The following is a 20,803-nucleotide window of genomic DNA, read 5'->3' on the forward strand; positions in this document are numbered from 1 at the left end:
CGACGGGCGTGACGTTTCAGCCGGCTTCGCGGACCTCGGCCGGAGTCGGCGCCGTGCCCCCGAGGTGCGCGGGCACCCACCAGGTGTCGGACGCGTCCTTGGGGCGCACGGGATAGGCGCGCTGAGCCGCTTCGAGGAGCTCCTGCACGCGCTCGCGCAGCCGACGGGTGATCGCACCCGCGTACTGGTCGGTGGGCGCCTCGACCGGCTCGCCCACCCGGATCGTGACCGGGATGTGGCTGCGGCGGAAGTTGCGCGGGCGGCCCTTGGTCCACACCCGCTGCGTGCCCCACAGCGCCATGGGGATGAGCGGTACGCCCGCCTCCTGCGCCAGCCGGGCGGCACCGGACTTGAACGACTTCAGCGTGAACGACTGCGAGATGGTGGCCTCGGGGAAGACGCCGATGATCTCGCCCGACCGCAGTGAGTCGAGGGCGTGCGCGTAGGCGGCCTCACCCTGCGTGCGGTCCACCGGGATGTGCTTCATGCCGCGCATCAGCGGGCCGGAGATCTTGTGCCGGAAGACGGAGTCCTTCGCCATGAAGCGCACGAGCCGCTTCTGCGGCAGCGCGGCGAGGCCGGTGAAGATGAAGTCCAGGTAGCTGATGTGGTTGCTGACGAGCACAGCACCGCCGGTACGCGGGATGTTCTCCGAACCCTGAGTGTCGATCTTCAGGTCCAGCGCCTTGAACATGGTGCGAGCGGCGCCGATGACCGGCCGATAGACGAGCTCTGCCATCTGGAGAGGGCCCTTCTGTTGTGCCCGGGGAGGGTTCTCCCGGCGGAAGTTACGCAGCCGTAGGTTTTCGGCATTGCGCCGATCGTGCCCCATGGGCGGCGTGCTGGCCAGTCCTGGTGGCGGAGGTCGGCGAGATTCTTGTCACGTCCTTCCCGTCACATTATGGACGCCTCGGCGTCACCCGCCGGAGAAGCAGGTACATCTCGCAGCCGAGGCAGTAGCCGAAGGCGGCGTTGAGGAAGGCGGCGGCGAGAGCGCAGGCGGTCGCCGCGACGCCCAGCCACGCGGGTCCGGCGAAGTAGCCGATCAGCCCGAGGAGCGCGAAGGCCAGCCCGACCCCCTGGGCGAACTGCGGGGCCGCCGACGGCTCCAGCTCCGCCGGCGGACCGAGCCTCGGCCTGACGGCGGTGCGGAAGAGCCATCCGTACGGCGAGCGCTGCACTCCCAGCAGCGCGCCCGCCGCGAAGCACAGGGCCTGCCAGGCGAGCAGGCCGCCGCTTCCGGTGATCAGTACGACGGCGAGTACGGCCGTGGTGACGGCGGCCCCGAAGCGCGGGCCCCTGACGTCGATGTCCATGCTGTTCAGGATCACGCACCGCGCGGGCCCTGGAGCGGTGGGAATCTTTGCAGTCCTGTGAACGCTGGAGTTGAGGATGAGCGGACTTGTGGTGTGCGCGCTGGTGCTCGCGGCGGCGAGCGTGTTCGGGGTGTGGCACAGGAAGAACGGCGGGAGGCTGAAGGTGCGCGGTCGGGATGCGGGGAAGAGGCTGAGCCCGGCCGATCTGGGGGCGGAGCTGGGACGACGGGCGACGCTCGTGCAGTTCTCCAGTGCCTTCTGCCAGCCGTGCCGGGCCACGCGGCGCACCCTCGCCGATGTGGCGGGCATGATCGACGGCGTGACCCATGTCGAGATCGACGCGGAGGAGCGGCTGACGCTCGTCCGCGAACTCGGCATCCTCAAGACGCCGACCGTCCTGGTGCTCGACTCCACCGGACACATCGTCACCCGCGCCGCCGGTCAGCCCCGTAAGGCGGATGTGATCAACGCGCTCGGCCGGGCGGTGTGACGCACCGTGATCCGTCTCGCACCTTCTGGGCAGCACTTGACTGCACCTGCCACGCATCGCCAGGCTGACGCTGTGTCCGAAGAACCTTCCCTCCGTGGGCCGGCCCGCACTCCATGACCGCTACGCCTGAACTCGGTACTCCCCGAGTGGCCTCGCCCGAGCTGCTGCGCGCCGTCTTCCGCCGGCACGCCGCCGGTGTGTCGGTGATCACCGCGCAGGACGAGAAGCCCGTCGGTTTCACCGCCACCTCCCTCAGCTCGGTCTCCGCCGACCCGCCGCTGATCTCCTTCGGGGTCGGGACGGCGTCCTCCAGCTGGCCCGTGATAGCCCGGGCGGAGCACGTCGGTGTCCACATCCTCGGCGAGCACCAGCAGGAGCTGGCCGCCACCTTCGCCCGCAGCGGAGCGGACCGCTTCGCCGCGCCCACCCGTTGGCGCAACGGCCCGGAGAACGTGCCCGTCATCGGCGACGTGCCCGCCTGGATGGTCTGCCGGGTCGTCGCGCGCGTCCCGGCCGCGGACCACCACCTCGTCATCGCCCAGGTGGTGGCGGGGGATTCGACGGGAACGGCCGGCCCTCTCGTCTATCACCAAGGCCGCTTCAACGCCCTGCGGGACTGAGAGTCCCCGGTTACGCAGCGTTGGCAACGTCACAGTTCCAAGCGCTTGCTCACGGGGTACATGAGGGATGTACTGGTGAGTAATATTTCGCTCAGGGCACCGGTCGCCCCGACCGGAAACCCCGCCTTCAGGCGCCTATGCTGCCTGCATAAGGCAGGCCCCTGGCCCACGGCGCCGGGGACCCCACAGAAATGACCGATGTAGTAGGAGAGCCGGCGTGAGCTTGAGGATCGTTGTCTGTGTGAAGTACGTGCCCGACGCCACCGGCGACCGGCACTTCGCCGATGACCTGACCGTCGACCGTGACGACGTGGACGGTCTGCTGTCGGAGCTGGACGAGTACGCGGTCGAGCAGGCGCTGCAGATCGCCGACGAGGCGGACGACGCGGAGATCACCGTGCTGACCGTCGGCCCCGACGACGCCAAGGACGCGCTGCGCAAGGCGCTGTCGATGGGCGCCGACAAGGCCGTTCACGTCGAGGACGACGATCTGCACGGTTCCGACGTCATGGGCACCTCGCTGGTGCTGGCCAAGGCGATCGAGAAGACCGGTTACGACCTGGTCATCTGCGGCATGGCGTCCACGGACGGCACCATGGGCGTGCTCCCGGCGATCCTCGCCGAGCGTCTGGGCGTCCCCCAGGTCACGCTGCTCTCCGAGGTCTCGGTCGAGGACGGCACCGTCAAGGGCCGCCGTGACGGCGACTCGGCGTCCGAGCAGCTGGAGGCCTCCCTCCCGGCGCTGGTGTCGGTCACCGACCAGTCGGGCGAGGCGCGTTACCCGTCGTTCAAGGGCATCATGGCGGCGAAGAAGAAGCCGGTGGAGTCCCTGGACCTCGAGGACCTGGAGATCGACGCCGCCGAGGTCGGTCTCGAAGGCTCCTGGACCAAGGTCGACTCGGCCACGGAGCGCCCGGCGCGTACCGCGGGCACGATCGTCAAGGACGAGGGCGAGGGCGGCAAGCAGCTCGCGGAGTTCCTCGCGAGCCAGAAGTTCATCTGAGGCCGAGCGCCTCTCCGCCCCCAGCTCTTTCGCATTCGCAGGAGATTGAAGTCCCATGACTGAAGTTCTCGTCTATGTCGACCACCTGGACGGTGCCGTCCGCAAGCCCACCCTGGAGCTGCTGACGCTGGCCCGCCGCATCGGCGACCCGGTCGCCGTCGCGCTCGGCGCGGGTGCCGAGTCCACCGCCGCCGCGCTGGCCGAGCACGGCGCGGTCAAGGTGCTGACCGCCGACGCTCCCGAGTTCGCCGACTACCTCGTCGTGCCGAAGGTGGACGCGCTCCAGGCCGCCTACGAGGCGGCGTCCGCCGGGGGCTCCCTGGCCGCCGTGCTCGTACCGTCCTCCGCCGAGGGCAAGGAGATCGCGGCCCGCCTCGCGGTCCGTATCGGCTCCGGCATCATCACCGACGCCGTCGACCTGGAGGCCGGCGACGACGGCCCCGTCGCCACGCAGTCCGCGTTCGCGGCGTCGTACACGACCAAGTCCCGGATCAGCAAGGGCACCCCGGTCATCACGGTCAAGCCGAACTCGGCCGCCGTCGAGGCCGCTCCCGCCGCCGGCACGGTCGAGGCCCTCACGGTCTCCTTCTCCGAGGCCGCGACCGGCACCAAGGTCGTCTCGCGCACCCCGCGTGAGTCGACCGGCCGTCCGGAGCTGACCGAGGCCGCGATCGTGGTCTCCGGCGGCCGCGGCGTCAACGGCGCCGAGAACTTCGCCATCATCGAGGCGCTCGCCGACTCGCTCGGCGCGGCCGTCGGTGCCTCCCGCGCCGCCGTCGACGCCGGCTGGTACCCGCACTCCAACCAGGTCGGCCAGACCGGCAAGTCCGTCTCGCCGCAGCTGTACATCGCCTCCGGCATCTCCGGCGCGATCCAGCACCGCGCCGGTATGCAGACGTCGAAGACCATCGTCGCCGTCAACAAGGACGCCGAGGCCCCGATCTTCGACCTCGTCGACTACGGCGTGGTCGGCGACCTCTTCGAGGTCGTCCCCCAGCTGACCGAACAGGTCAAGACCCGCAAGGGCTGACCCGCACCGCTCTGAACGGCCGGGGCCGCACGGTGATTGCCACCGTGCGGCCCCGGCCGCGTTCGGGGGACCATTGACGCAGGTCGCGACCGCCTATTAACTTCACTATGCGGATTGTTGATTCCGTGCAGCGGAAAACAGGAGGGTGTGGGATGGGTCAGCAGGAGAAGGTGGCAACGAGCCTCGCCGGCGCGGTCAGCGAGGGCATCAGCGCCTCCCTCGCACCGGTGGACGCGGAGCTCGCCCGCCGGTACCCGGGAGACCCCGGCACCCGCCAGCCCGTCCACACCGTCTACGTACCGGGTGACGTCTTCGCCGCCGGCACCATCCGTTCCTGGGGCGACCAGGCGCTCGCCGCACTCGACGAGCACGCACCCGACGCCGCCTCCCTCGCCGCCGTCCTCGGCCTCTCGGACGAACTGGCCGAGCCCGTGTACCGGCGTGTACGGGCCAAGCTGGAGCGCGAACCCATCGAGGACCTGCGCATCGACTTCGAGGACGGCTACAGCGGACAGGGCGAGGACGCCGACGCGGCCAGGGCCGCCCGTCTGGTGACCGAGGCCTACGAGCAGGGAACGGCCGCACCGTACATGGGCATCCGTATGAAGTGCATGGAGGCGCCCGTACGCGACCGGGGCATCCGCACGCTCGACATCTTCCTCACCGGCCTGATGGAGCACGGCGGCCTGCCCGACGGGCTCGTCCTGACCCTCCCCAAGGTCACCTACGCCGAGCAGGTCACCGCGATGGTCCGGCTGCTGGAGGAGTTCGAGAAGGCGCGCGGACTCGACGCCGGCCGGATCGGCTTCGAGATCCAGATCGAGACCAGCCAGTCCATCCTCGCCGCAGACGGCACCGCCGCCGTCGCCCGCATGATCGACGCCGCCGAGGGCCGGGCCACCGGGCTGCACTACGGCACCTTCGACTACAGCGCCTGCCTGGGCGTCAGCGCCGCCTACCAGGCGAGCGACCACCCCGCCGCCGACCACGCCAAGGCCGTCATGCAGGTCGCGGCCGCCGGCACCGGGGTACGCGTCTCGGACGGCTCCACCAATGTGCTCCCCGTCGGTCCCACCGGGCAGGTGCACGACGCCTGGCGGCTGCACTACGGACTGACCCGCCGGGCCCTGGCGCGCGCCTACTACCAGGGCTGGGACATGCATCCCGGCCATCTTCCGACCCGCTACGCCGCGGTGTTCGCCTTCTACCGCGAGGGCTTCGAGCAGGCGGCCGCCCGCCTCGCCGCCTACGCCAACCACGCGGGCGGCGATGTCATGGACGAGCCGGCCACCGCCAAGGCGCTCAGCTCCTACCTGCTGCGCGGCATCGACTGCGGGGCGCTGGACACCGCCGAGGTGGCCGGCCTCACCGGTCTGACCCGTGCGGGTCTCGACAGCTTCGCGGCTCCGCGGCGAGGGGATCTCACCGCCACAGCCCAGTAACGGTGGCCAACTCCCGTCACTGCTGCCCCTGCTGCTCCGCCTAGTCTGTACCTGGAACGCGCGCGCACGCGCAGGCGGAATGCGCACACACACGCAACAGGAACGGGGCAGCGGTGACGTCGGGGGAGAACGAGCGGCTGGCCGGCCGCTACCGGGTGATCGAACAACTGGGCCGCGGCGGCATGGGAGTTGTCTGGCGCGCCGTCGACGAGGTGCTCGGCCGCGAGGTCGCCGTCAAGGAACTGCGGACCTACTCCGACTCGTCCGGTCCCGAACTGGACGACCTGCGGATCAGGATGCAGCGCGAAGCGCGGGCCGCCGCCCGCGTACGCCACCCCTCCGTCATCGCCGTGCACGACGTCACTGAGCACGACGGCCGCCCGGTCATCGTCATGGAGCTCATCGACGGCCCGTCCCTCGACGACATGCTGCACGGCGAGGGCGTGCTGGACCCGCGCGAGGCCGCCCGTATCGGGGCCAAGGTCATGGAGGCCCTCGGCGCCGCCCACCGTGTCGGCGTGCTCCACCGGGACGTCAAACCCGGCAACGTCCTGCTGGACCGGGGCGGGTCCGCCGGGGGCGACAGCCGCGTCGTGCTCACCGACTTCGGCATAGCCGCGATGGACGACCCCGGCGACGGCTCCACCACCCATCTGACCCGCAGTGGCGAACTGGTCGGTTCGCTCGACTACTTGGCGCCCGAGCGGGCCCAGGGCCAGGCGCCCGGCCCCGCCTCCGACATCTGGGCACTGGGCGCCACGCTGTACGCGGCGGTCGAGGGCGCGGCCCCGTTCCGGCGCACCTCCACCTGGTCGACGCTCAACGCCATCGTGGTGGAACCGCTGCCCGAGCCGGAGCGGGCCGGCGCGCTGGGCCCCGTGCTCCGGCAACTGCTTCACAAGGACCCCGCACAGCGCCCCGACGCGGAGACCGCGGCCCGGCTGCTGGCCGCGGCCGCCGCCGACACCGCTGCCGCCTCCACCGCCCCGCTGGGACCTCCGGCGCCCGGCCCGCAGGAGCCGGCGACCCGGGTGCCGACCGTGCTCAACGCGGCGCCGCACCGTCCCGAGGGATTCGGCCCGGCAGCAACGGAACCGGCAGCACCGGAACCGGCACCGGCCGCCCCGGCCGTCACGGTGCCGGTCGCCCCGCAGGGTTCCCGGCCGGCACGGGCGTCCCGCGGCCGCGGCCGGATGATGCTCATCGCCGCGGGTGTCGTCGCCGTCCTGCTTGCGGGCGGAGGCGTGACGTACGCCCTCGTCGACCGCGACGGCTCCTCGACCGGCGAACGGGCGGGCGGCGAAGGCACGTCACCCTCCAAGAGCGCGGGCGGTGCGTCGGAAGCGGGCAACGAGGTCGCACCCGGGGAGAAGAGCCCGAGCTCCGGGCCCTCCGAGCCGGACGCCGGCACCTCTCCGTCGCAGTCCGCCAAGCCGCCGGCCGCCGGAACGAACGGTGCGGGCGAGTCCACGGGCGGCTCGTCCGGCAAGGGCGGCGGCGCGGGAGCCGGCGACACCACCGGCGGCGGATCGGACACCTCAGGCGGCGGCGGATCCGGCAGCGCGACCGGTGGCGGTGCGACGACGGGCGGCGGCTCCGACCCCGACCCCGCGCCGGTCTGCCATGCGATCGGCGGCGGCAAGTACAACTGCAAGGTGTGGCGCACGGCCACCTCGTACACGGCGTCCGGCACCGAGAAGGGGGTACTGAAGGCGGGCACCAACTACTTCTACTGCCAGCAGAACCTGGGCCGTCGTGAGTCCCACGGGCAGTGGACCAACATCTGGTGGGCCAGGACCGACGACGACAGCGGCAACACCGGAGTCTTCGTCAACGACGTCAACATCCAGGGCGGTCACAACGACGAGCCGGTGCCCGGCCTGCCGGTCTGCTGACGCCGGGCGGGCGGCTCGGGCAGGGCGGGGCGGCGGGCGGCGGTCCCTAGCGGTCGCCCGCGGGCGGCGGGATCTCGCCGGACCCGCGCGGGATCAGCACCGTCTCCAGGGCGACCTGGGTCGGTTCGTCGTCCGCGCCGTCGAGGCGGCGGAACAGCCGCTCCGCGGCGGTGCGTCCCAGCGACGCCGCATTCTGGGCTATCACCGTGATCCCGAGCAGATCCGCCAGCTCGATGTCGTCGAAGCCCACCAGGGCCACCTGCTGCTCCCGCTCCGCCAGCACCCGTACGGCGGTGACGGTCACCCGGTTGTTGCCCGCGAACAGCGCGGTGACCGGCTCCGGCCCGGACAGCATCCCGGTGACGGCCGAGCGGACCCGCTCGGGAGCCGTGGAACCGAGCGACACCCACGAGTCGTCGACATCGAGCCCGGCGTCCTCCATCGCCGCGCGGTAGCCGCGCAGTCGCTCGACAGCGGTGTGGATCCGCGGCTGGTCGCCGATGAAGCCGATACGGCGGTGGCCGTGCGCGATCAGATGGGCGACGCCGGCCCGGGAGCCGCCGAAGCTGTCGGAGAGCACCACGTCCGCGTCGATCTGACCGGCCGGCCGGTCCACGAACACGGTGGCGATACCGGCCTTGATCTCCGGCTCCAGATAGCGGTGGTCGTGCCCGGCGGGGATCACGATCAGACCGTCGACCCGGCGGGCGCACAGCGCGAGCACCAGCTCCTGCTCGCGGTCGGGGTCCTCGGCGCTGGAGCCGTTGATGAGCAACGCGCCATGGGCGCGGGCGACCTCCTCGACCGCGCGGCTCAGCGGACCGTAGAAGGGGTCGGCCAGATCCTCCAGCACCAGCCCGATCGAGGCGGTGCGCCCCTTGCGCAGCACCCGGGCGCTGTCGTTGCGGCGGAAGCCGAGGAACTCGATCGCCTCCTGCACCCGGCGTTCCGTGTCGGGTGTCACACCGGCCTCGCCGTTGACCACGCGGGAGACCGTCTTCAGACCGACTCCGGCACGTGCGGCGACGTCCTTCATGGTGGGACGATTCCCGTAGCGGGGCTCGGGACCTCGCGTGCGCACGGGCGTGTGCGAGGGGCGGTCGGTATCGGCCACAGTGCGTAGTCCTGTCGTTGTGCGGCGTATGCGAAGCTGTACCGTCGAGCATAGGGCCTGGACAACGTTGTCAGGGGAATGGAGACTGGTTACCCAACCGCAGGTCCGACCAGTTTCCCGGGGGATCCCACACCAATGCATACCGACCTCGTCGCCGCGCTGGACATAGGCGGCACCAAGATCGCCGGCGCGTTGGTGGACGGTAGCGGCCGCATCGTTCAGCGGGCGCAGCGACCTACACCGGCCACCGAGGGCGCCGAGACGGTGATGCACGCGGTCGAGGCGGTGCTCGCCGACCTGTCCGCCTCACCGCTGTGGGCGGAGGCGTCGGCCGTCGGTATCGGCAGCGCGGGCCCGGTGGACGCGTCCGCGGGCACGGTCAGCCCGGTCAACGTCCCCGGCTGGCGCGACTTCCCCCTGGTCTCCCGCGTCCGGCAGGCATCCGGCGGACTGCCCGTCGAACTCGTCGGCGACGGGGTCGCGATGACCGCCGCCGAACACTGGCAGGGCGCGGCCCGCGGCTACGACAACGCCCTGTGCATGGTCGTGTCGACCGGCGTCGGCGGCGGACTCGTTCTCGGCGGCAAGCTGCATCCCGGCCCCACCGGCAACGCCGGTCACATCGGCCACATCAGCGTCGATCTCGACGGGGACCTGTGCCCCTGCGGCGCCCGCGGCTGTGTGGAGCGGATCGCCAGCGGCCCGAACATCGCCCGGCGCGCGCTGGACGGCGGCTGGCGGCCCGGACCCGACGGTGACACCTCGGCCGCCGCCGTGGCCGCCGCGGCCCGGGCCGGACATCCGGTCGCCGCCGCCTCCTTCGACCGCGCCGCCCAGGCCCTCGCCGCAGGTATCGCCGCGACCGCGACGCTCGTGGAGATCGAGATAGCCGTGATCGGCGGGGGAGTGGCGGGCGCGGGGGACGTCCTGTTCACGCCGCTGCGCCGGGCCCTGCACGACTACGCCACGCTCTCCTTCGTCCAACGCCTCCGTGTCGTCCCCGCCCTGACGGGTACGGACGCCGGCCTCGTGGGCGCCGCCGCTGCCGCCTCGCTCGCCCGGCACGGCGAGGCGGCGGCGGTCGTCAGCAGCCGATCCTGAGATCGCCCCAGTCGGCATGGTCGTAGCTGATGCCGTCCCCGCCGTCGGTGACCACCAGCCGGACGACCTCGGCGCCGCTCACGTCGGCCGAGAGCGGCTGAGCGGGCATCGCATTGGTCAGGACGCCGGTCGAGGCGGCCTTCTCGCCGTCGGCCCAGATCTCGAACGTCACCGTGCCGCGTGTTCCCGTCTCGTCGTCGAGCCCGACCTGCGCGGTGAGCGTGGAGCACTTCCCGCCCGTGTAGTACTCCACGGCACTCGCGGCGTGGACTCCGAGGCCCTTGGCGAAGACCTGCCCGCCGATCGTGATCGGCCCGCCGTCGCCCGCCTCGCCCTCGCCGTTGCTCCGGTCGCGCTCCACCGGACCCCAGTCATTGGTGGCGCTCAGCGGGCCCAGATCGCTCGGATACGACTCGCCGGGCGGCGGTGCCACCACGACCTGGATCCGCAGCGGCACGGTGGAGGTCAGCCGCTGCCCGGTCGGCGAGCGGTAGGAGGCCGTGAGCGTCAGGTCGTACGCACCGGGGGCCGCGCCCGCGGGGATCGCCGCGTCCCAGGCGGTGGTGAGCTTCCTGCCGCTCGGGAGCGCGGCCGCGGTGGCCGGGGACGTGGGCCTGAGCTTCCAGCCGGCCGGGCCGGTCAGGGAGACGGACACCGCCAGTGCCGGGGTGCGGCCGAGATCGGTGACGGTGGTGGTGAGCGTGCCCGTGCGCCCGGCCTCCCTCATCAGACCCTCGTCGGCGCTCACGTCGACGGCCGGGGGCAGCAGTGCCCACTTCCGGTCGACGGAGACACGCACCAGCACGGTGCCGTGCGCCGGAACCGTCGCGGCGATCGTGCCCGCGGTGTTGGTGTCGGAGTGCTTCCACAGATCGCGCATCCGGTACGCGGGCGCGCTCGGGAGGCCGACGGCCTTCGCGGTGGTGGCGATCCGCTGCGGAGCGCCGCTCTCGTTGAACAGGGCGACCGTACGGCTGCCGTCCTGCATCTCCTTGGCCACGACCCACCGGCCGCCCCCGGAGGAGACCACGGTGCCCTGCTTGCCCAGCGGGTCCTGGTCGACGGCGATCACCTCACGGTTGCCGAGGATCTCGAAGGCGGAGGCGGGTGCCTTGCGCAGATCGGATCCGATGAGCAACGGGGCCGCCATGACCGACCACATGGAGAAGTGCGAGCGGTACTCGGTGTCCGTCATCCCGCCGTTGCCGACCTCGAGCATGTCGGGGTCGTTCCAGTGGCCGGGACCCGCGTACGGCGCGAGCGGCAGGTTCTGCTTCATGATGGACAGCATCGAGCCCCAGTGATCGCTGATGTCACCGGTGGTGCGCCAGAGTTGGCCGACGCCCTTGGCCCACTCCCAGGGCTTGTTCTCGCCCCACTCGCAGATGCTGTAGAGGATGGGGCGACCGGTCGCCCGCAGGGCGTCGCGCATGGTGGTGTAGCGGAGCTCGGCGTCCACGCCCTGGTTGTTGCAGTTGTCGTACTTGAGGTAGTCGACGCCCCAGTCGGCGAACTGCCGGGCGTCGCTGTACTCGTGCCCGAGCGCCCCCGGGAATCCGGCCTCGTTGCAGGTCTTGGTCCCCGCGCTGGTGTAGATGCCGAACTTCAGTCCTTTGGAGTGGACGTAGTCGGCGACGGCCTTGATGCCGTTCGGGAAGCGCACGGGGTCGGGAACGAGTTCGCCCTCGGCGTTGCGCTCCGGCAGGGCCCAGCAGTCGTCGAGGTTGACGTACTCGTAGCCGACGGCCTTGAGCCCCTTCTCGATGAAGAGGTCGGCGATCCCCTTGACCATCGACTCGTTGAACTCCGCCCGGCAGTGGGTGGAGTTCCAGTTGTTGAAGCCCATCGGCGGGGTGAGAGCCTGTGCGTCGTCGACCTGTGGAGCGGCGGGAGCGGGTTCCGCCCCCGTGACCGGGGCGGCGGCGACAGCCGGGGCGCCTAAGCCTCCGGCGCTGAGCAGCAGGGTGGCCAGCGCTCCGACGACTCGATGGCGGGTAGTGCGGGTGGGAAGGTATCGCATCGTGACTTTCCTCCGTACTCGCGCCTGCTTGAGGCCGCGTCATGTACGCGTCAGTGACGAGCGTTTACGGTAGGGCCTGTTGGAGTCTGTTGGAAGAGATGCGGTAACGGTTGCACGATCTCGCGTCAAAACCCTTGACGACACCCTTTTCTGGGAGTGAGATCCAATCCTCGCGTTGAGTTGTGTTGGGTTGCACCCCGAAGGAGGGGACATGGCGCAGTCATCGTTCAACAGTTCAGCGGCACCCGGGAGCGTGGCAGGACATCGGATGTCCCGACGGAACCTGCTGCGCGGCGCCGCGGCGGGTGCGGGTGCGATCGCGCTGCCCTCACTGCTCGCCGCGTGCGGCAGTGGTCCGGGCGGGGACGGCAAGACCGTCACCATGGGATCCAATTCGTCCGACCCCGTGCCGAAGAAGGCCTTCGCGGACGCGTTCGCCGCGTACGAGAAGCAGTCCAAGGAGAAGCGGAAGATCAAGGTCAACACCGTTGACCACAACACCTTCCAGGAGAACATCAACCGCTATCTGCAGGGCAAGCCGGACGATGTCTTCATGTGGTTCGCGGGCTACCGCATGCAGTTCTTCGCGAAGAAGGGCCTCCTGCACGACATCAGCGACAACTGGGAGGGCTACCAGGGCTTCTCGGCGGCGCTGAAGGCCCAGTCGACGGGCGAGGACGGCAAGCAGTACCTCACGCCGTACTACTACTACCCGTGGGCGGTCTTCCACCGGAAGAGCGTCTTCCAGCAGTTCGGCTACACGGCGCCCAAGACCCTCGACGAGTACATAGCCCTCGCCAAGCAGATGCAGAAGGACAAGCTCGTTCCCATCGCCTTCTGCGACAAGGACGGCTGGCCGGCGATGGGCACGTTCGACTACATCAACATGCGGACCAACGGCTACGAGTTCCACAAGAGCCTGATGGCCGGCAAGGAGGCGTGGACCGACAAGCGCGTCAAGGACGTCTTCGACACCTGGCGCAGCCTTCTTCCGTACTGCCAGCCCGCGGCCAACGGCCGTACCTGGCAGGAAGCCGCCACCAGCCTCCAGAAGAAGGAGACGGGCATGGCGGTGTTCGGACTCCCGCACCCCGGCGCCCAGTTCCCGAAGGCGGAGCAGGCCGACATCGACTTCTTCCCGTTCCCGGAGATCAACCCGGAGCACGGTCAGGACGCGGTCGAGGCCCCCATCGACGGCTTCCTGCTGGCGAAGAAGTCCAAGAACCTCAAGAACGACCAGACCATGGAGAGTGCGAAGGACCTGCTGAAGTGGCTGGCCACGGGCAAGGCCGAGGACATCTACCTCGCCAGTGACCCCAACAACATCGCGGTCAACGACCAGGCCGACATCTCCCGGTACACCGACATCCAGAAGAAGGCCGTCGAACTCGTCTCCGGCGCCAAGCAGATCTCGCAGTTCCTGGACCGCGACACCCGGCCCGACTTCTCCTCGACGGTGATGATCCCGGCCATTCAGACCTTCATCAACAAGCCGAAGGACGTGGACGGGTTGGTCAACAGCATCGAGCGGCAGAAGAAGAGCATTTTCGCCTCCGAAGGCTGACCCCCCACCATCTCTACTTGGAGCCATCACCCGTGCCGCTGAACACTCCGCGGCGCGCCGTACGACGAGGGCCGCGGCGCTTCACCCGCCGCGACCTCGCCGTGATGGGCGTGCTACTGGGCATACCGATCCTGCTCGACGTGGCCATTGTCTGGGGGCCGACGCTGGCCTCCGTCGTGCTGTCCTTCACCAGCTGGGACGGCATCGGGGACATCTCGTGGGTCGGCACGAAGAACTACGAGAACCTGTTCACGAACTACCCCGCCTTCTGGCCTGCCGCGCGCCACAATCTGCTCTGGCTTGCCTTCCTCGGGCTGGTCGCCACCCCGTTCGGACTGCTGCTGGCCGTCCTCATCGACCGGGGGGTGCGGTTCAGCAGGTTCTACCAGTCCACGCTGTACATGCCGGTGGTGCTCTCGCTCGCCGTCGTCGGATTCATCGCCCAACTGGTCTTCTCCCGCGACCAGGGCGCACTCAACGCGATCCTCGCGAACACCGACAACCCGACGGACTGGCTCGGCGACCCGGACCTGAACATCTGGATGATCCTGCTGGCGGCGGCCTGGCGGCACACCGGCTACGTGATGATCCTGTACCTGGCCGGCTTGAAGGCGGTCGATCCCTCGCTCAAGGAGGCGGCGTCGATCGACGGTGCCGGTGAGGCGCAGACGTTCTTCCGCGTCGTCTTCCCGACGCTCCGACCCGTCAACGTGATCGTCGGCGTGATCACCGTGATCGAGGCCCTGCGCGCCTTCGACATCGTCTACGCCGTCAACAAGGGCCGCAACGGCCTGGAGCTGCTGTCCGTACTCGTCACCGACAACATCATCGGCGAGGCCAGCCGGATCGGGTTCGGCTCCGCCATCGCCGTGGTGCTGCTGCTGTTCTCCATGGGATTCGTCGTGACGTTCCTGGTCCAGGAGATCCGTGGGGAGAAGAACCGATGATCGACACCGCCCCTGCGCCCGCCACCGCCCGGACCGAGAGCGCCGCGCCCCGCAGGCGCCGGATCCGTCCCGGCCGGCTCGGCGTGCACGCGTTCCTGATGACGGTCTCGCTGGCCTTCCTCGCACCGCTGCTGCTCGCGGTCTACGCCTCACTGAGGCCGTACGACGAGACCTCGCAGCACGGGTACTTCTCGCTGCCGAAGAAGCTCTCGTTCGACTACTACCAACAGGCCTTCAGCGACTCGGGGATGACGAAGTACTTCATCAACACCCTGATCATCGCGGTGCCCGGAGTGATCGTCACCCTCTTCTTCGCCTCCTTCGTGGCCTTCGCCGTGGCGCGCCTGAACATGCGCGGCTCGATCGTGCTGCTGATGCTGTTCACCGCGGGTAACCTGCTGCCGCAGCAGGTCATCGTCACGCCGCTGTACGTGATGTTCAACCGCATCCCGCTGCCCTACTGGATGTCGGACTCGATGACGATGTTCGACTCGTACTGGGCCGTCGTCTCCGTCCAGGTCGGATTCCAGATCGGCTTCTGCGTCTTCGTCCTCGCGAACTTCATGCGCACGCTGCCGAAGGAGATCCTCGAAGCGGCGATCGTGGACGGGGCGAGTGTGTGGACGCAGTACTGGCGCGTCACACTCCCGCTGTGCAGGCCGGCCCTCGCGGCCCTCGGCACACTCCAGTTCACCTGGATGTACAACGACTTCCTGTGGGCGCTGGTCTTCATCTCCGACGGCGACAAGCTCCCGATCACCTCGGCGCTGAACAACCTGCGCGGGCAGTTCTTCACGGACTACAACCTGCTGGCCGCGGGTTCGGTGATCGTGGCGCTGCCCACGCTGATCGTCTTCCTGCTGCTCCAGCGGCACTTCATCGCGGGACTGACACTCGGGTCCAGCAAGGGCTGACCCGCCCGTCGGCCGACCCGCAGCCCGACGCCCCCGCCGGTGACCGGCGGGGGCGTCCGCGTCCGTCCGGTCAGGGGCAGGACTCGCTCAACTTGACCGTGCCGAAGTCCAGTTCGGTACCGACGTCGACGGTCCTGCCCGCCGCGACGCTCTGCGAGCACACCTTCCAGTTCCGGTCGAAGACCTGCATCCGGCCGGCCCCGGTGCTGTCGTGGGACGTCAGGATGAAGAAGCCCTCCGCCTGGGCGGAGTCTTGGGCCTCCTGGAGGCCCATGCCGACGAAGTCCAGGACCTTGGCCCGCTCGTCGGCGGGCGCCTTGGCGTCCGGGGGAGCGACGGCGGGCTTCGGCGCCGTCGTCTTCGGCGCCGCGGTCTTCGCGGCGGGCGCCTCCGGCTCGGCGACCGCCGGTTCCGCGGCCTTCGCCGTCACGGTGGCGGTCACCGTCGGCGCGGGATTCGCGGCCGTGGTGGTCGTCCTGGTCTCGCCGCCCGCCGAGCCGACGACGACGCCGAAGAAGAACAGCCCGACGGCGGACGGAATGACGACGCGTTTACGTGCCCAACCGGGCTTGGGCGCCGGCGCCACCGCCTGATACGGGGCGGTCGGCTGCTGGTTCCAGGTCATTGATCCCCCCAAGGATGCTTCGTGGAGACTTGACCGTAGCGGTCCGGTTCCGGCCGATGTGAAGCAGGGGTTCCGTTAGTGACGAACCTGTGACCGATCGTCATAGGGGAGGGGTGGGTGCGGGCTTCGGGGCTGCTCGGGTTCGCGAAGACTCAGGCCTCGGGTCGGCTGTGCACACCGGCTACGAGGGCGTCCCCGACAAGGCCGGCTGCCGAATCCCCCAGTGCAACCGCCGGTTCGGCCGGAGCGTCCCTCGCATTTAGTTGAAAAGCCGACGCAGCCCTCATCTTTGCCGATAGATTCGCTCACCCCCACAATCCGCCGCAGAACCATGTTGAGGGGACATCATGAGCGAGACCTACCCACCGCCGCCCTCGCAGCCGCCCACGGCGCCGGCGGCCCGCTCCCGCTGGAGCCACACCCTCACCGTCGCCCTCATCGGCTTTTCTGCCGGTGCCGGGATCGTCGGCGCTGCCTGGTGGGCCACAAGCGCCACCAGCGACAGCAAGGAGACGACGACAGTCTCAGCGGCGGCCAGCGCGACCACGGCAGCAGTCGGCAGCGAACCGTTCGACCTGACCGGCACGTTCGTCCTGACCGATGGCGTGATCAGCGACGGCGCCACGAGCTGCAAGGGGTCCGGCGGCTACGACGACATCGGCATGGGGACGTCCGTCACCGTGTACGACGCCGCCGGTGCCGTCATCGGGTCCAGCGGGCTGTTCATCTCCACGCACGACAAGACGGCCGGCACCTGCACCTACCAGATCGCGGTCGAGGCCGTGCCAGGTGGCCACGACTTCTATCAGGTCGAGATCTCACACCGAGGGAAGATCCAGCTCTCTGCCGCTGATGCCCGCGCCGGCAGCTTTGCCGGCTCCCTCGGCTAGCCCCGCACCCGTTCTGCACCACCTTCCGGTCACCAGAAAAAGAACCAACCGTGTCCCAGCAGTACCCGTACAACGCCCAGCCCCATCAGGCGTACCCGGGCGGCCCGGCGCCGTACCAGCCGCCACCCCCGCCGAAGAAGGGCATGTCCGCCTGGGCGATCGTCGGCATCGTCGTCGGCGGACTGTTCGTCTTCCTCATCGCCCTCGGCGCCCTTGTGGGCGGTGGGGAGGACAAGGCGGACGCGGGGAAGACGTCCGACAGGGCGGCGGTCGCCCCGGCCGAGGATCCGGACGCGGACGCCAAGCCGGCCGACGAGCCCGCTCAGAAGCCCGCGGAGAAGAAGGCACCGGCCGAGCCGGAGAAGAAGAAGCTCACTTCGGCTGAGGAGTTCAAGGCGTTCGTCGCCAAGAACGGCACCCCGACCGAGCAGACCGCCGTCAAACACGTGACCAAGGTGCAGGGCGCCGAGGAGCAGAACGACATCCTCGACTCGGTCGACGTGTACACCGACTTCACCGGCGGATTCATGAGCAAGGACCAGAACCAGGCCAAGCTGATCGCCTCGGCGTTCGCCGACTGGAAGGACTCCGAGAACGGGTTGGTGACCGTGTACGGCTCCGACGGAGACATGATCTCCAACGGCAACTTCTGATCTCACCGCGCATCGCGGCCCCGGCTTGCGGCTGGGGCCGCGTCTGCGTGTCCCGCTGAGCGGTCGGCACGGCCGACTGCCGGGCGAAGAGGCCACCCTGGGCATCCGCTCGCGCTGCAGGCGCGATGCAGAGCGCGCCCCGCCGCCGCAGCGACAGGGTCACGACCACCCGTCAGGTCACCGCGTCCGCGGAGTGCTGGGTCACGATCACCAGGAACGCGTCCGACTCGAGGTCCATCACGACCTCGGCCGGCTGGCCCTCGTCACGGCGCTGGCGGGCGAACTCCTCCGCGGGCCAGCTGCCTCGCGGGCCCCCGGCGGGGAACCACTCCAGTACCGTACGGCGCATCGCGCACCCCCTCTGTCTCTGCAGCTCCAACGACGCTCCGCCGCCCCATGTCACGGCCGGGCGCAGCTTTCGCTTCGTAGGGTGAGACGCGGCCCGCCGTCGTGCGGTGGCCGCGAATGGGCAACAGCACGGACACAGTTGCGTCCGCGATCAGGCTCCCGGTTCCCCCCACGGGTTTCCGTGGCAGGGTGTTGCGGGCAATCCACAGTGGGCTACGGAAGAGGGGGAACCGTGATCGTCTGGGTCAACGGTGCGTTCGGAGCGGGCAAGACCACCACCGCGCGCGAACTGATCGACCTGATCCCGAACAGCACGCTGTACGACCCCGAACTCACCGGCGGCGGACTCCGCCGGCTGCTGCCGCCGAAGCGGCTCGCCGAGGTGAGCGACTACCAGGACCTGCCGATCTGGCGGCGGCTCGTCGTGGACACCGCGGCGGCCGTGCTCGCCGAGCTCGGCGGTGTTCTCGTGGTGCCCATGACGCTCCTGCGGCAGGAGTACCGCGACGAGATCTTCGGCGGCCTCGCGTCCCGTCGGATCCCGGTCCGGCATGTGCTTCTCCGCCCGGATGAAACGATCCTGCGCGAGCGGATAGCCACCCGCGAGGAGCCGGACATACCGGATGCCGAGCAGCGGGTCCGTCAGTGGGCCCTCGACCACATCGAGCCGTACCTCGCGGCCCTCGACTGGATCCGCGAGGACGCGCTGGTCGTCGACAACGGCAGCCTTGACCCCCGCAGCACGGCGCAGCGGATCGCCGACGCGGTCAGCAGCGGTGAGGCCCCGGTCTGCGAGATCGTGCAGACCCCGGAACCGACAGCCGAGACGCTGGCCGCCGGTGTGCTGCTCTTCGACGAGGAGGACCGGGTGCTCCTCGTCGACCCCACCTACAAGCCGGGCTGGGAGTTCCCCGGCGGTGTCGTGGAGCGCGGCGAGGCTCCCGCGCAGGCCGGGATGCGCGAGGTCGAGGAAGAGCTCGGCATCCAACTCGACCGGGTGCCCAGCCTGCTGGTGGTCGACTGGGAGCCGCCGAGGCCGCCCGGATACGGCGGGCTGCGGCTGCTCTTCGACGGCGGACGGCTGCAGGGCCGGGTGGCCGGACGGGTCCTGCTGCCGGGGTCCGAGCTGCGCGGCTGGCGCTTCGTGGGCGAACAGGAGGCCGCCCACCTGCTGCCGCCCACTCGTTACGAGCGGCTGCGCTGGGCCCTGCGGGCGCGCGAGCGGGGGACGGTGCTGAACCTGGAAGCCGGCGTTCCCGTCGGCTGATCTTCCGCACGGCTCCTGCGGCGCGGCACAGGAGTGCGACACGGGAGTGCGGCACCGGGGACCCGGCGGCTTCGCTGCGTGCGGAAGCCGCCGGATCCCGCCGGCTCAGCCCTGCTTGGACGCCGCGTAGTTGACGAGGAAGTGCGCCTCGGCGACGGACAGCCGCTCCAGTTCCTCGGGCGACACGGACTCGTTCACCGCGTGGATCTGCGCCTCCGGCTCGCTGAGCCCGATCAGCAGGATCTCCGACTCCGGGTACAGCGCGGCGAGCGTGTTGCAGAGCGGGATGGAGCCGCCCATGCCGGCGGTCTGCATCTCCTCACCCGGGTAGGCGAGCCGCATCGCGTCGGCCATCGCCGCGTACGCCGGGCTGGAGACGTCCGCCTGGAAGGCCTGGCCCTGACCGGTCTGCTCCACGACGACCCGCGCACCCCACGGTGTGTGCGCCTCCAGATGCGCGGCCAGCAGCTTCGTCGCCTGCGCCGCGTCCTGGCCCGGCGGCACCCGCAGACTGATCAGCGCGCGAGCACCCGCCTGCACGGACGGCGTCGCGCCCACGACGGGCGGGCAGTCGATGCCGAGGACGGTGACGGCCGGGCGCGCCCAGATGCGGTCCGCGACCGATCCGGAACCGATCAGCCCGACGCCGTCCAGCACCTTGGCGTCCCGGCGGAAGTCGGCCTCCGGATACTGAAGCCCCTCCCACGTCGCCTCGCCGGCCAGACCGTCCACCGTCGTCGAGCCGTCCTCGGCGCGCAGCGAGTCCAGCACGCGGATGAGCGCGGCCAGGGCGTCCGGGGCGGCGCCGCCGAACTGGCCGGAGTGCAGATTGCCTTCGAGGGTGTCGACCTGGACACGCACCAGGGTCATGCCGCGCAGGGTGGCGGTCACCGTCGGCAGCCCCAGACGGAAGTTGCCGGCGTCGCCGATGACGATGGTGTCGGCGCTCAGCAGCTCGGGGTGAGCCTCGGCGTACTGCTCCAGCCCGCCCGTGCCCTGCTCCTCCGAACCCTCGACGATCACCTTGATGTTCACCGGCACCCCGCCGTTCGCCTTGAGGGCGCGCAGGGCGAGGAGATGCATGATGAAGCCGCCCTTGCAGTCGGCGGCACCGCGGCCGAACCAGCGGCCGTCGCGCTCGGTCAGCTCGAAGGGCGGGGTCACCCAGGCGTCGAGGTCCAGCGGCGGCTGGACGTCGTAGTGCGCGTACAGCAGGACGGTGGGCGCACCGGCCGGGCCGGGCAGGTACCCGTACACCGACTGGGTGCCGTCGGGGGTGTCGAGCACGGCGACGTCCTGGAAACCCTCGGACCGCAGGGCGTCGGCGCACCAGTTCGCCGCGGCCTCGCACCCGCTCCGGGGGAACTGCGCGGGATCCGCCACCGACGGGAAGGCCACCAGCTCCGTGAGCTCCGCCTTGGCGCGGGGCAGCAGGGATGCGACGGTCTCGGCTATCGGATCGGCGGTCATGGGCACGCTCCTCGTGGGTGCGACGTTGTGTGCTGTGTGTACGGCAAATGCGTGGCCGATCCTCCCACAGCGGTGGTGGGGTGACCGCGCCGTA

The 20,803-nt window shown here is 70.2% G+C and carries 20 protein-coding genes; 13 read left to right on the forward strand and 7 right to left on the reverse strand.

The annotated features are described in order from the left end of the window. Positions 1-16 precede the first annotated feature (16 nt). Both RPQ07_RS32205 and RPQ07_RS32210 read right to left on the reverse strand, forming a co-directional pair. Entirely contained in the window at positions 17-739 is a 723-nt protein-coding gene (locus tag RPQ07_RS32205; RefSeq protein WP_313947739.1) for a lysophospholipid acyltransferase family protein, read from the reverse strand. Positions 740-899: 160 nt separating this feature from the next. Further along, positions 900-1,316 (reverse strand): DUF4395 domain-containing protein, encoded by a 417-nt coding sequence (locus tag RPQ07_RS32210; RefSeq protein WP_313947740.1) that lies wholly within the window; start codon positions 1,314-1,316, stop codon positions 900-902. Between the two features lie 76 nt (positions 1,317-1,392). Between RPQ07_RS32210 and RPQ07_RS32215 the strand changes: the two genes are divergently transcribed. The 6 genes from RPQ07_RS32215 (at position 1,393) to RPQ07_RS32240 (ending at position 7,796) form a co-directional block, all read left to right on the forward strand. Further along, positions 1,393-1,806 carry a thioredoxin family protein gene (locus RPQ07_RS32215; RefSeq protein WP_313947741.1) on the forward strand — a complete coding sequence of 138 codons (414 nt, stop codon included), beginning with the start codon at positions 1,393-1,395 and terminating at the stop codon, positions 1,804-1,806. 113 nt (positions 1,807-1,919) lie between these two features. Beyond that, positions 1,920-2,426, forward strand: coding sequence for a flavin reductase family protein (locus tag RPQ07_RS32220; protein ID WP_313947742.1), 507 nt, complete (start codon positions 1,920-1,922; stop codon positions 2,424-2,426). Between the two features lie 217 nt (positions 2,427-2,643). Further along, positions 2,644-3,429, forward strand: a complete 786-nt coding sequence (locus RPQ07_RS32225) for an electron transfer flavoprotein subunit beta/FixA family protein (RefSeq protein WP_313947743.1) — start codon at positions 2,644-2,646, stop codon at positions 3,427-3,429. 55 nt (positions 3,430-3,484) lie between these two features. Beyond that, positions 3,485-4,459 carry an electron transfer flavoprotein subunit alpha/FixB family protein gene (locus RPQ07_RS32230; protein ID WP_313947744.1) on the forward strand — a complete coding sequence of 325 codons (975 nt, stop codon included), beginning with the start codon at positions 3,485-3,487 and terminating at the stop codon, positions 4,457-4,459. A gap of 152 nt (positions 4,460-4,611) precedes the next feature. Continuing rightward, positions 4,612-5,901, forward strand: coding sequence for a DUF6986 family protein (locus RPQ07_RS32235; RefSeq protein WP_313947745.1), 1,290 nt, complete (start codon positions 4,612-4,614; stop codon positions 5,899-5,901). 113 nt (positions 5,902-6,014) lie between these two features. After that, a complete protein-coding gene (locus tag RPQ07_RS32240) occupies positions 6,015-7,796 on the forward strand; it encodes a serine/threonine-protein kinase (protein WP_313947746.1) in 1,782 nt (593 codons plus the stop codon). Positions 7,797-7,842: 46 nt separating this feature from the next. On the opposite strand, the gene RPQ07_RS32245 is transcribed toward RPQ07_RS32240, so the two are convergent. Then, on the reverse strand, positions 7,843-8,832 hold the full coding sequence (locus RPQ07_RS32245) for a LacI family DNA-binding transcriptional regulator (protein ID WP_313947747.1): 990 nt from the start codon (positions 8,830-8,832) through the stop codon (positions 7,843-7,845). 213 nt (positions 8,833-9,045) lie between these two features. On the opposite strand from RPQ07_RS32245, the gene RPQ07_RS32250 reads away from it, so the two are divergent. Beyond that, positions 9,046-10,011, forward strand: coding sequence for an ROK family protein (locus RPQ07_RS32250; protein ID WP_313947748.1), 966 nt, complete (start codon positions 9,046-9,048; stop codon positions 10,009-10,011). Here the strand turns inward: RPQ07_RS32250 and RPQ07_RS32255 are convergent. Further along, entirely contained in the window at positions 9,995-12,031 is a 2,037-nt protein-coding gene (locus RPQ07_RS32255) for an NPCBM/NEW2 domain-containing protein (RefSeq protein WP_313947749.1), read from the reverse strand. The genes RPQ07_RS32250 and RPQ07_RS32255 overlap by 17 nt on opposite strands. 268 nt (positions 12,032-12,299) lie before the next feature. Here RPQ07_RS32255 and RPQ07_RS32260 point away from each other — a divergent pair, with 268 nt between their 5' ends. From RPQ07_RS32260 to RPQ07_RS32270, 3 genes are read left to right on the forward strand one after another with little or no spacing between them, the layout of a single operon-like run. Continuing rightward, entirely contained in the window at positions 12,300-13,595 is a 1,296-nt protein-coding gene (locus RPQ07_RS32260) for an ABC transporter substrate-binding protein (protein ID WP_313947750.1), read from the forward strand. A 32-nt stretch (positions 13,596-13,627) separates the two neighbouring features. Next, entirely contained in the window at positions 13,628-14,542 is a 915-nt protein-coding gene (locus RPQ07_RS32265) for a sugar ABC transporter permease (RefSeq protein WP_313947751.1), read from the forward strand. Beyond that, positions 14,539-15,456, forward strand: coding sequence for a carbohydrate ABC transporter permease (locus RPQ07_RS32270; RefSeq protein WP_313947752.1), 918 nt, complete (start codon positions 14,539-14,541; stop codon positions 15,454-15,456). The genes RPQ07_RS32265 and RPQ07_RS32270 overlap by 4 nt, the downstream gene beginning before the upstream one ends. A gap of 70 nt (positions 15,457-15,526) precedes the next feature. On the opposite strand, the gene RPQ07_RS32275 is transcribed toward RPQ07_RS32270, so the two are convergent. Then, entirely contained in the window at positions 15,527-16,081 is a 555-nt protein-coding gene (locus tag RPQ07_RS32275; RefSeq protein WP_313947753.1) for a PASTA domain-containing protein, read from the reverse strand. A gap of 347 nt (positions 16,082-16,428) precedes the next feature. Here RPQ07_RS32275 and RPQ07_RS32280 point away from each other — a divergent pair, with 347 nt between their 5' ends. Both RPQ07_RS32280 and RPQ07_RS32285 read left to right on the forward strand, forming a co-directional pair. Then, complete coding sequence (locus RPQ07_RS32280) at positions 16,429-16,971, forward strand: hypothetical protein (protein WP_313947754.1); 543 nt, start codon at positions 16,429-16,431, stop codon at positions 16,969-16,971. Positions 16,972-17,021: 50 nt separating this feature from the next. Next, the gene (locus RPQ07_RS32285) at positions 17,022-17,624 is read left to right on the forward strand and encodes a hypothetical protein (RefSeq protein WP_313947755.1); all 603 of its coding nucleotides are present in this window, start codon (positions 17,022-17,024) and stop codon (positions 17,622-17,624) included. Positions 17,625-17,796: 172 nt separating this feature from the next. On the opposite strand, the gene RPQ07_RS32290 is transcribed toward RPQ07_RS32285, so the two are convergent. Continuing rightward, positions 17,797-17,973, reverse strand: coding sequence for a hypothetical protein (locus tag RPQ07_RS32290; protein ID WP_313947756.1), 177 nt, complete (start codon positions 17,971-17,973; stop codon positions 17,797-17,799). Between the two features lie 231 nt (positions 17,974-18,204). Here RPQ07_RS32290 and RPQ07_RS32295 point away from each other — a divergent pair, with 231 nt between their 5' ends. Continuing rightward, entirely contained in the window at positions 18,205-19,239 is a 1,035-nt protein-coding gene (locus RPQ07_RS32295; protein WP_313947757.1) for an NUDIX hydrolase, read from the forward strand. A 105-nt stretch (positions 19,240-19,344) separates the two neighbouring features. On the opposite strand, the gene RPQ07_RS32300 is transcribed toward RPQ07_RS32295, so the two are convergent. Next, a complete protein-coding gene (locus tag RPQ07_RS32300) occupies positions 19,345-20,709 on the reverse strand; it encodes a dipeptidase (protein WP_313947758.1) in 1,365 nt (454 codons plus the stop codon). Positions 20,710-20,803: the final 94 nt, after the last annotated feature.

Origin of the sequence: Streptomyces sp. AM8-1-1, from assembly GCF_032229325.1 — a bacterium.
GTDB classification, from domain to species: domain Bacteria; phylum Actinomycetota; class Actinomycetes; order Streptomycetales; family Streptomycetaceae; genus Streptomyces; species Streptomyces achmelvichensis.

Bases quoted from the DNA above. Each gene is read 5' to 3' on its own strand.
- RPQ07_RS32290 (WP_313947756.1), bottom strand. From the start codon at position 17,973: ATGCGCCGTACGGTACTGGAGTGGTTCCCCGCCGGGGGCCCGCGAGGC.
- RPQ07_RS32250 (WP_313947748.1), top strand. From the start codon at position 9,046: ATGCATACCGACCTCGTCGCCGCGCTGGACATAGGCGGCACCAAGATC.
- RPQ07_RS32300 (WP_313947758.1), bottom strand. From the start codon at position 20,709: ATGACCGCCGATCCGATAGCCGAGACCGTCGCATCCCTGCTGCCCCGC.
- RPQ07_RS32210 (WP_313947740.1), bottom strand. From the start codon at position 1,316: ATGGACATCGACGTCAGGGGCCCGCGCTTCGGGGCCGCCGTCACCACG.
- RPQ07_RS32205 (WP_313947739.1), bottom strand. From the start codon at position 739: ATGGCAGAGCTCGTCTATCGGCCGGTCATCGGCGCCGCTCGCACCATG.
- RPQ07_RS32260 (WP_313947750.1), top strand. From the start codon at position 12,300: ATGTCCCGACGGAACCTGCTGCGCGGCGCCGCGGCGGGTGCGGGTGCG.
- RPQ07_RS32280 (WP_313947754.1), top strand. From the start codon at position 16,429: ATGAGCGAGACCTACCCACCGCCGCCCTCGCAGCCGCCCACGGCGCCG.
- RPQ07_RS32245 (WP_313947747.1), bottom strand. From the start codon at position 8,832: ATGAAGGACGTCGCCGCACGTGCCGGAGTCGGTCTGAAGACGGTCTCC.
- RPQ07_RS32275 (WP_313947753.1), bottom strand. From the start codon at position 16,081: ATGACCTGGAACCAGCAGCCGACCGCCCCGTATCAGGCGGTGGCGCCG.
- RPQ07_RS32270 (WP_313947752.1), top strand. From the start codon at position 14,539: ATGATCGACACCGCCCCTGCGCCCGCCACCGCCCGGACCGAGAGCGCC.
- RPQ07_RS32230 (WP_313947744.1), top strand. From the start codon at position 3,485: ATGACTGAAGTTCTCGTCTATGTCGACCACCTGGACGGTGCCGTCCGC.
- RPQ07_RS32220 (WP_313947742.1), top strand. From the start codon at position 1,920: ATGACCGCTACGCCTGAACTCGGTACTCCCCGAGTGGCCTCGCCCGAG.
- RPQ07_RS32215 (WP_313947741.1), top strand. From the start codon at position 1,393: ATGAGCGGACTTGTGGTGTGCGCGCTGGTGCTCGCGGCGGCGAGCGTG.
- RPQ07_RS32235 (WP_313947745.1), top strand. From the start codon at position 4,612: ATGGGTCAGCAGGAGAAGGTGGCAACGAGCCTCGCCGGCGCGGTCAGC.
- RPQ07_RS32255 (WP_313947749.1), bottom strand. From the start codon at position 12,031: ATGCGATACCTTCCCACCCGCACTACCCGCCATCGAGTCGTCGGAGCG.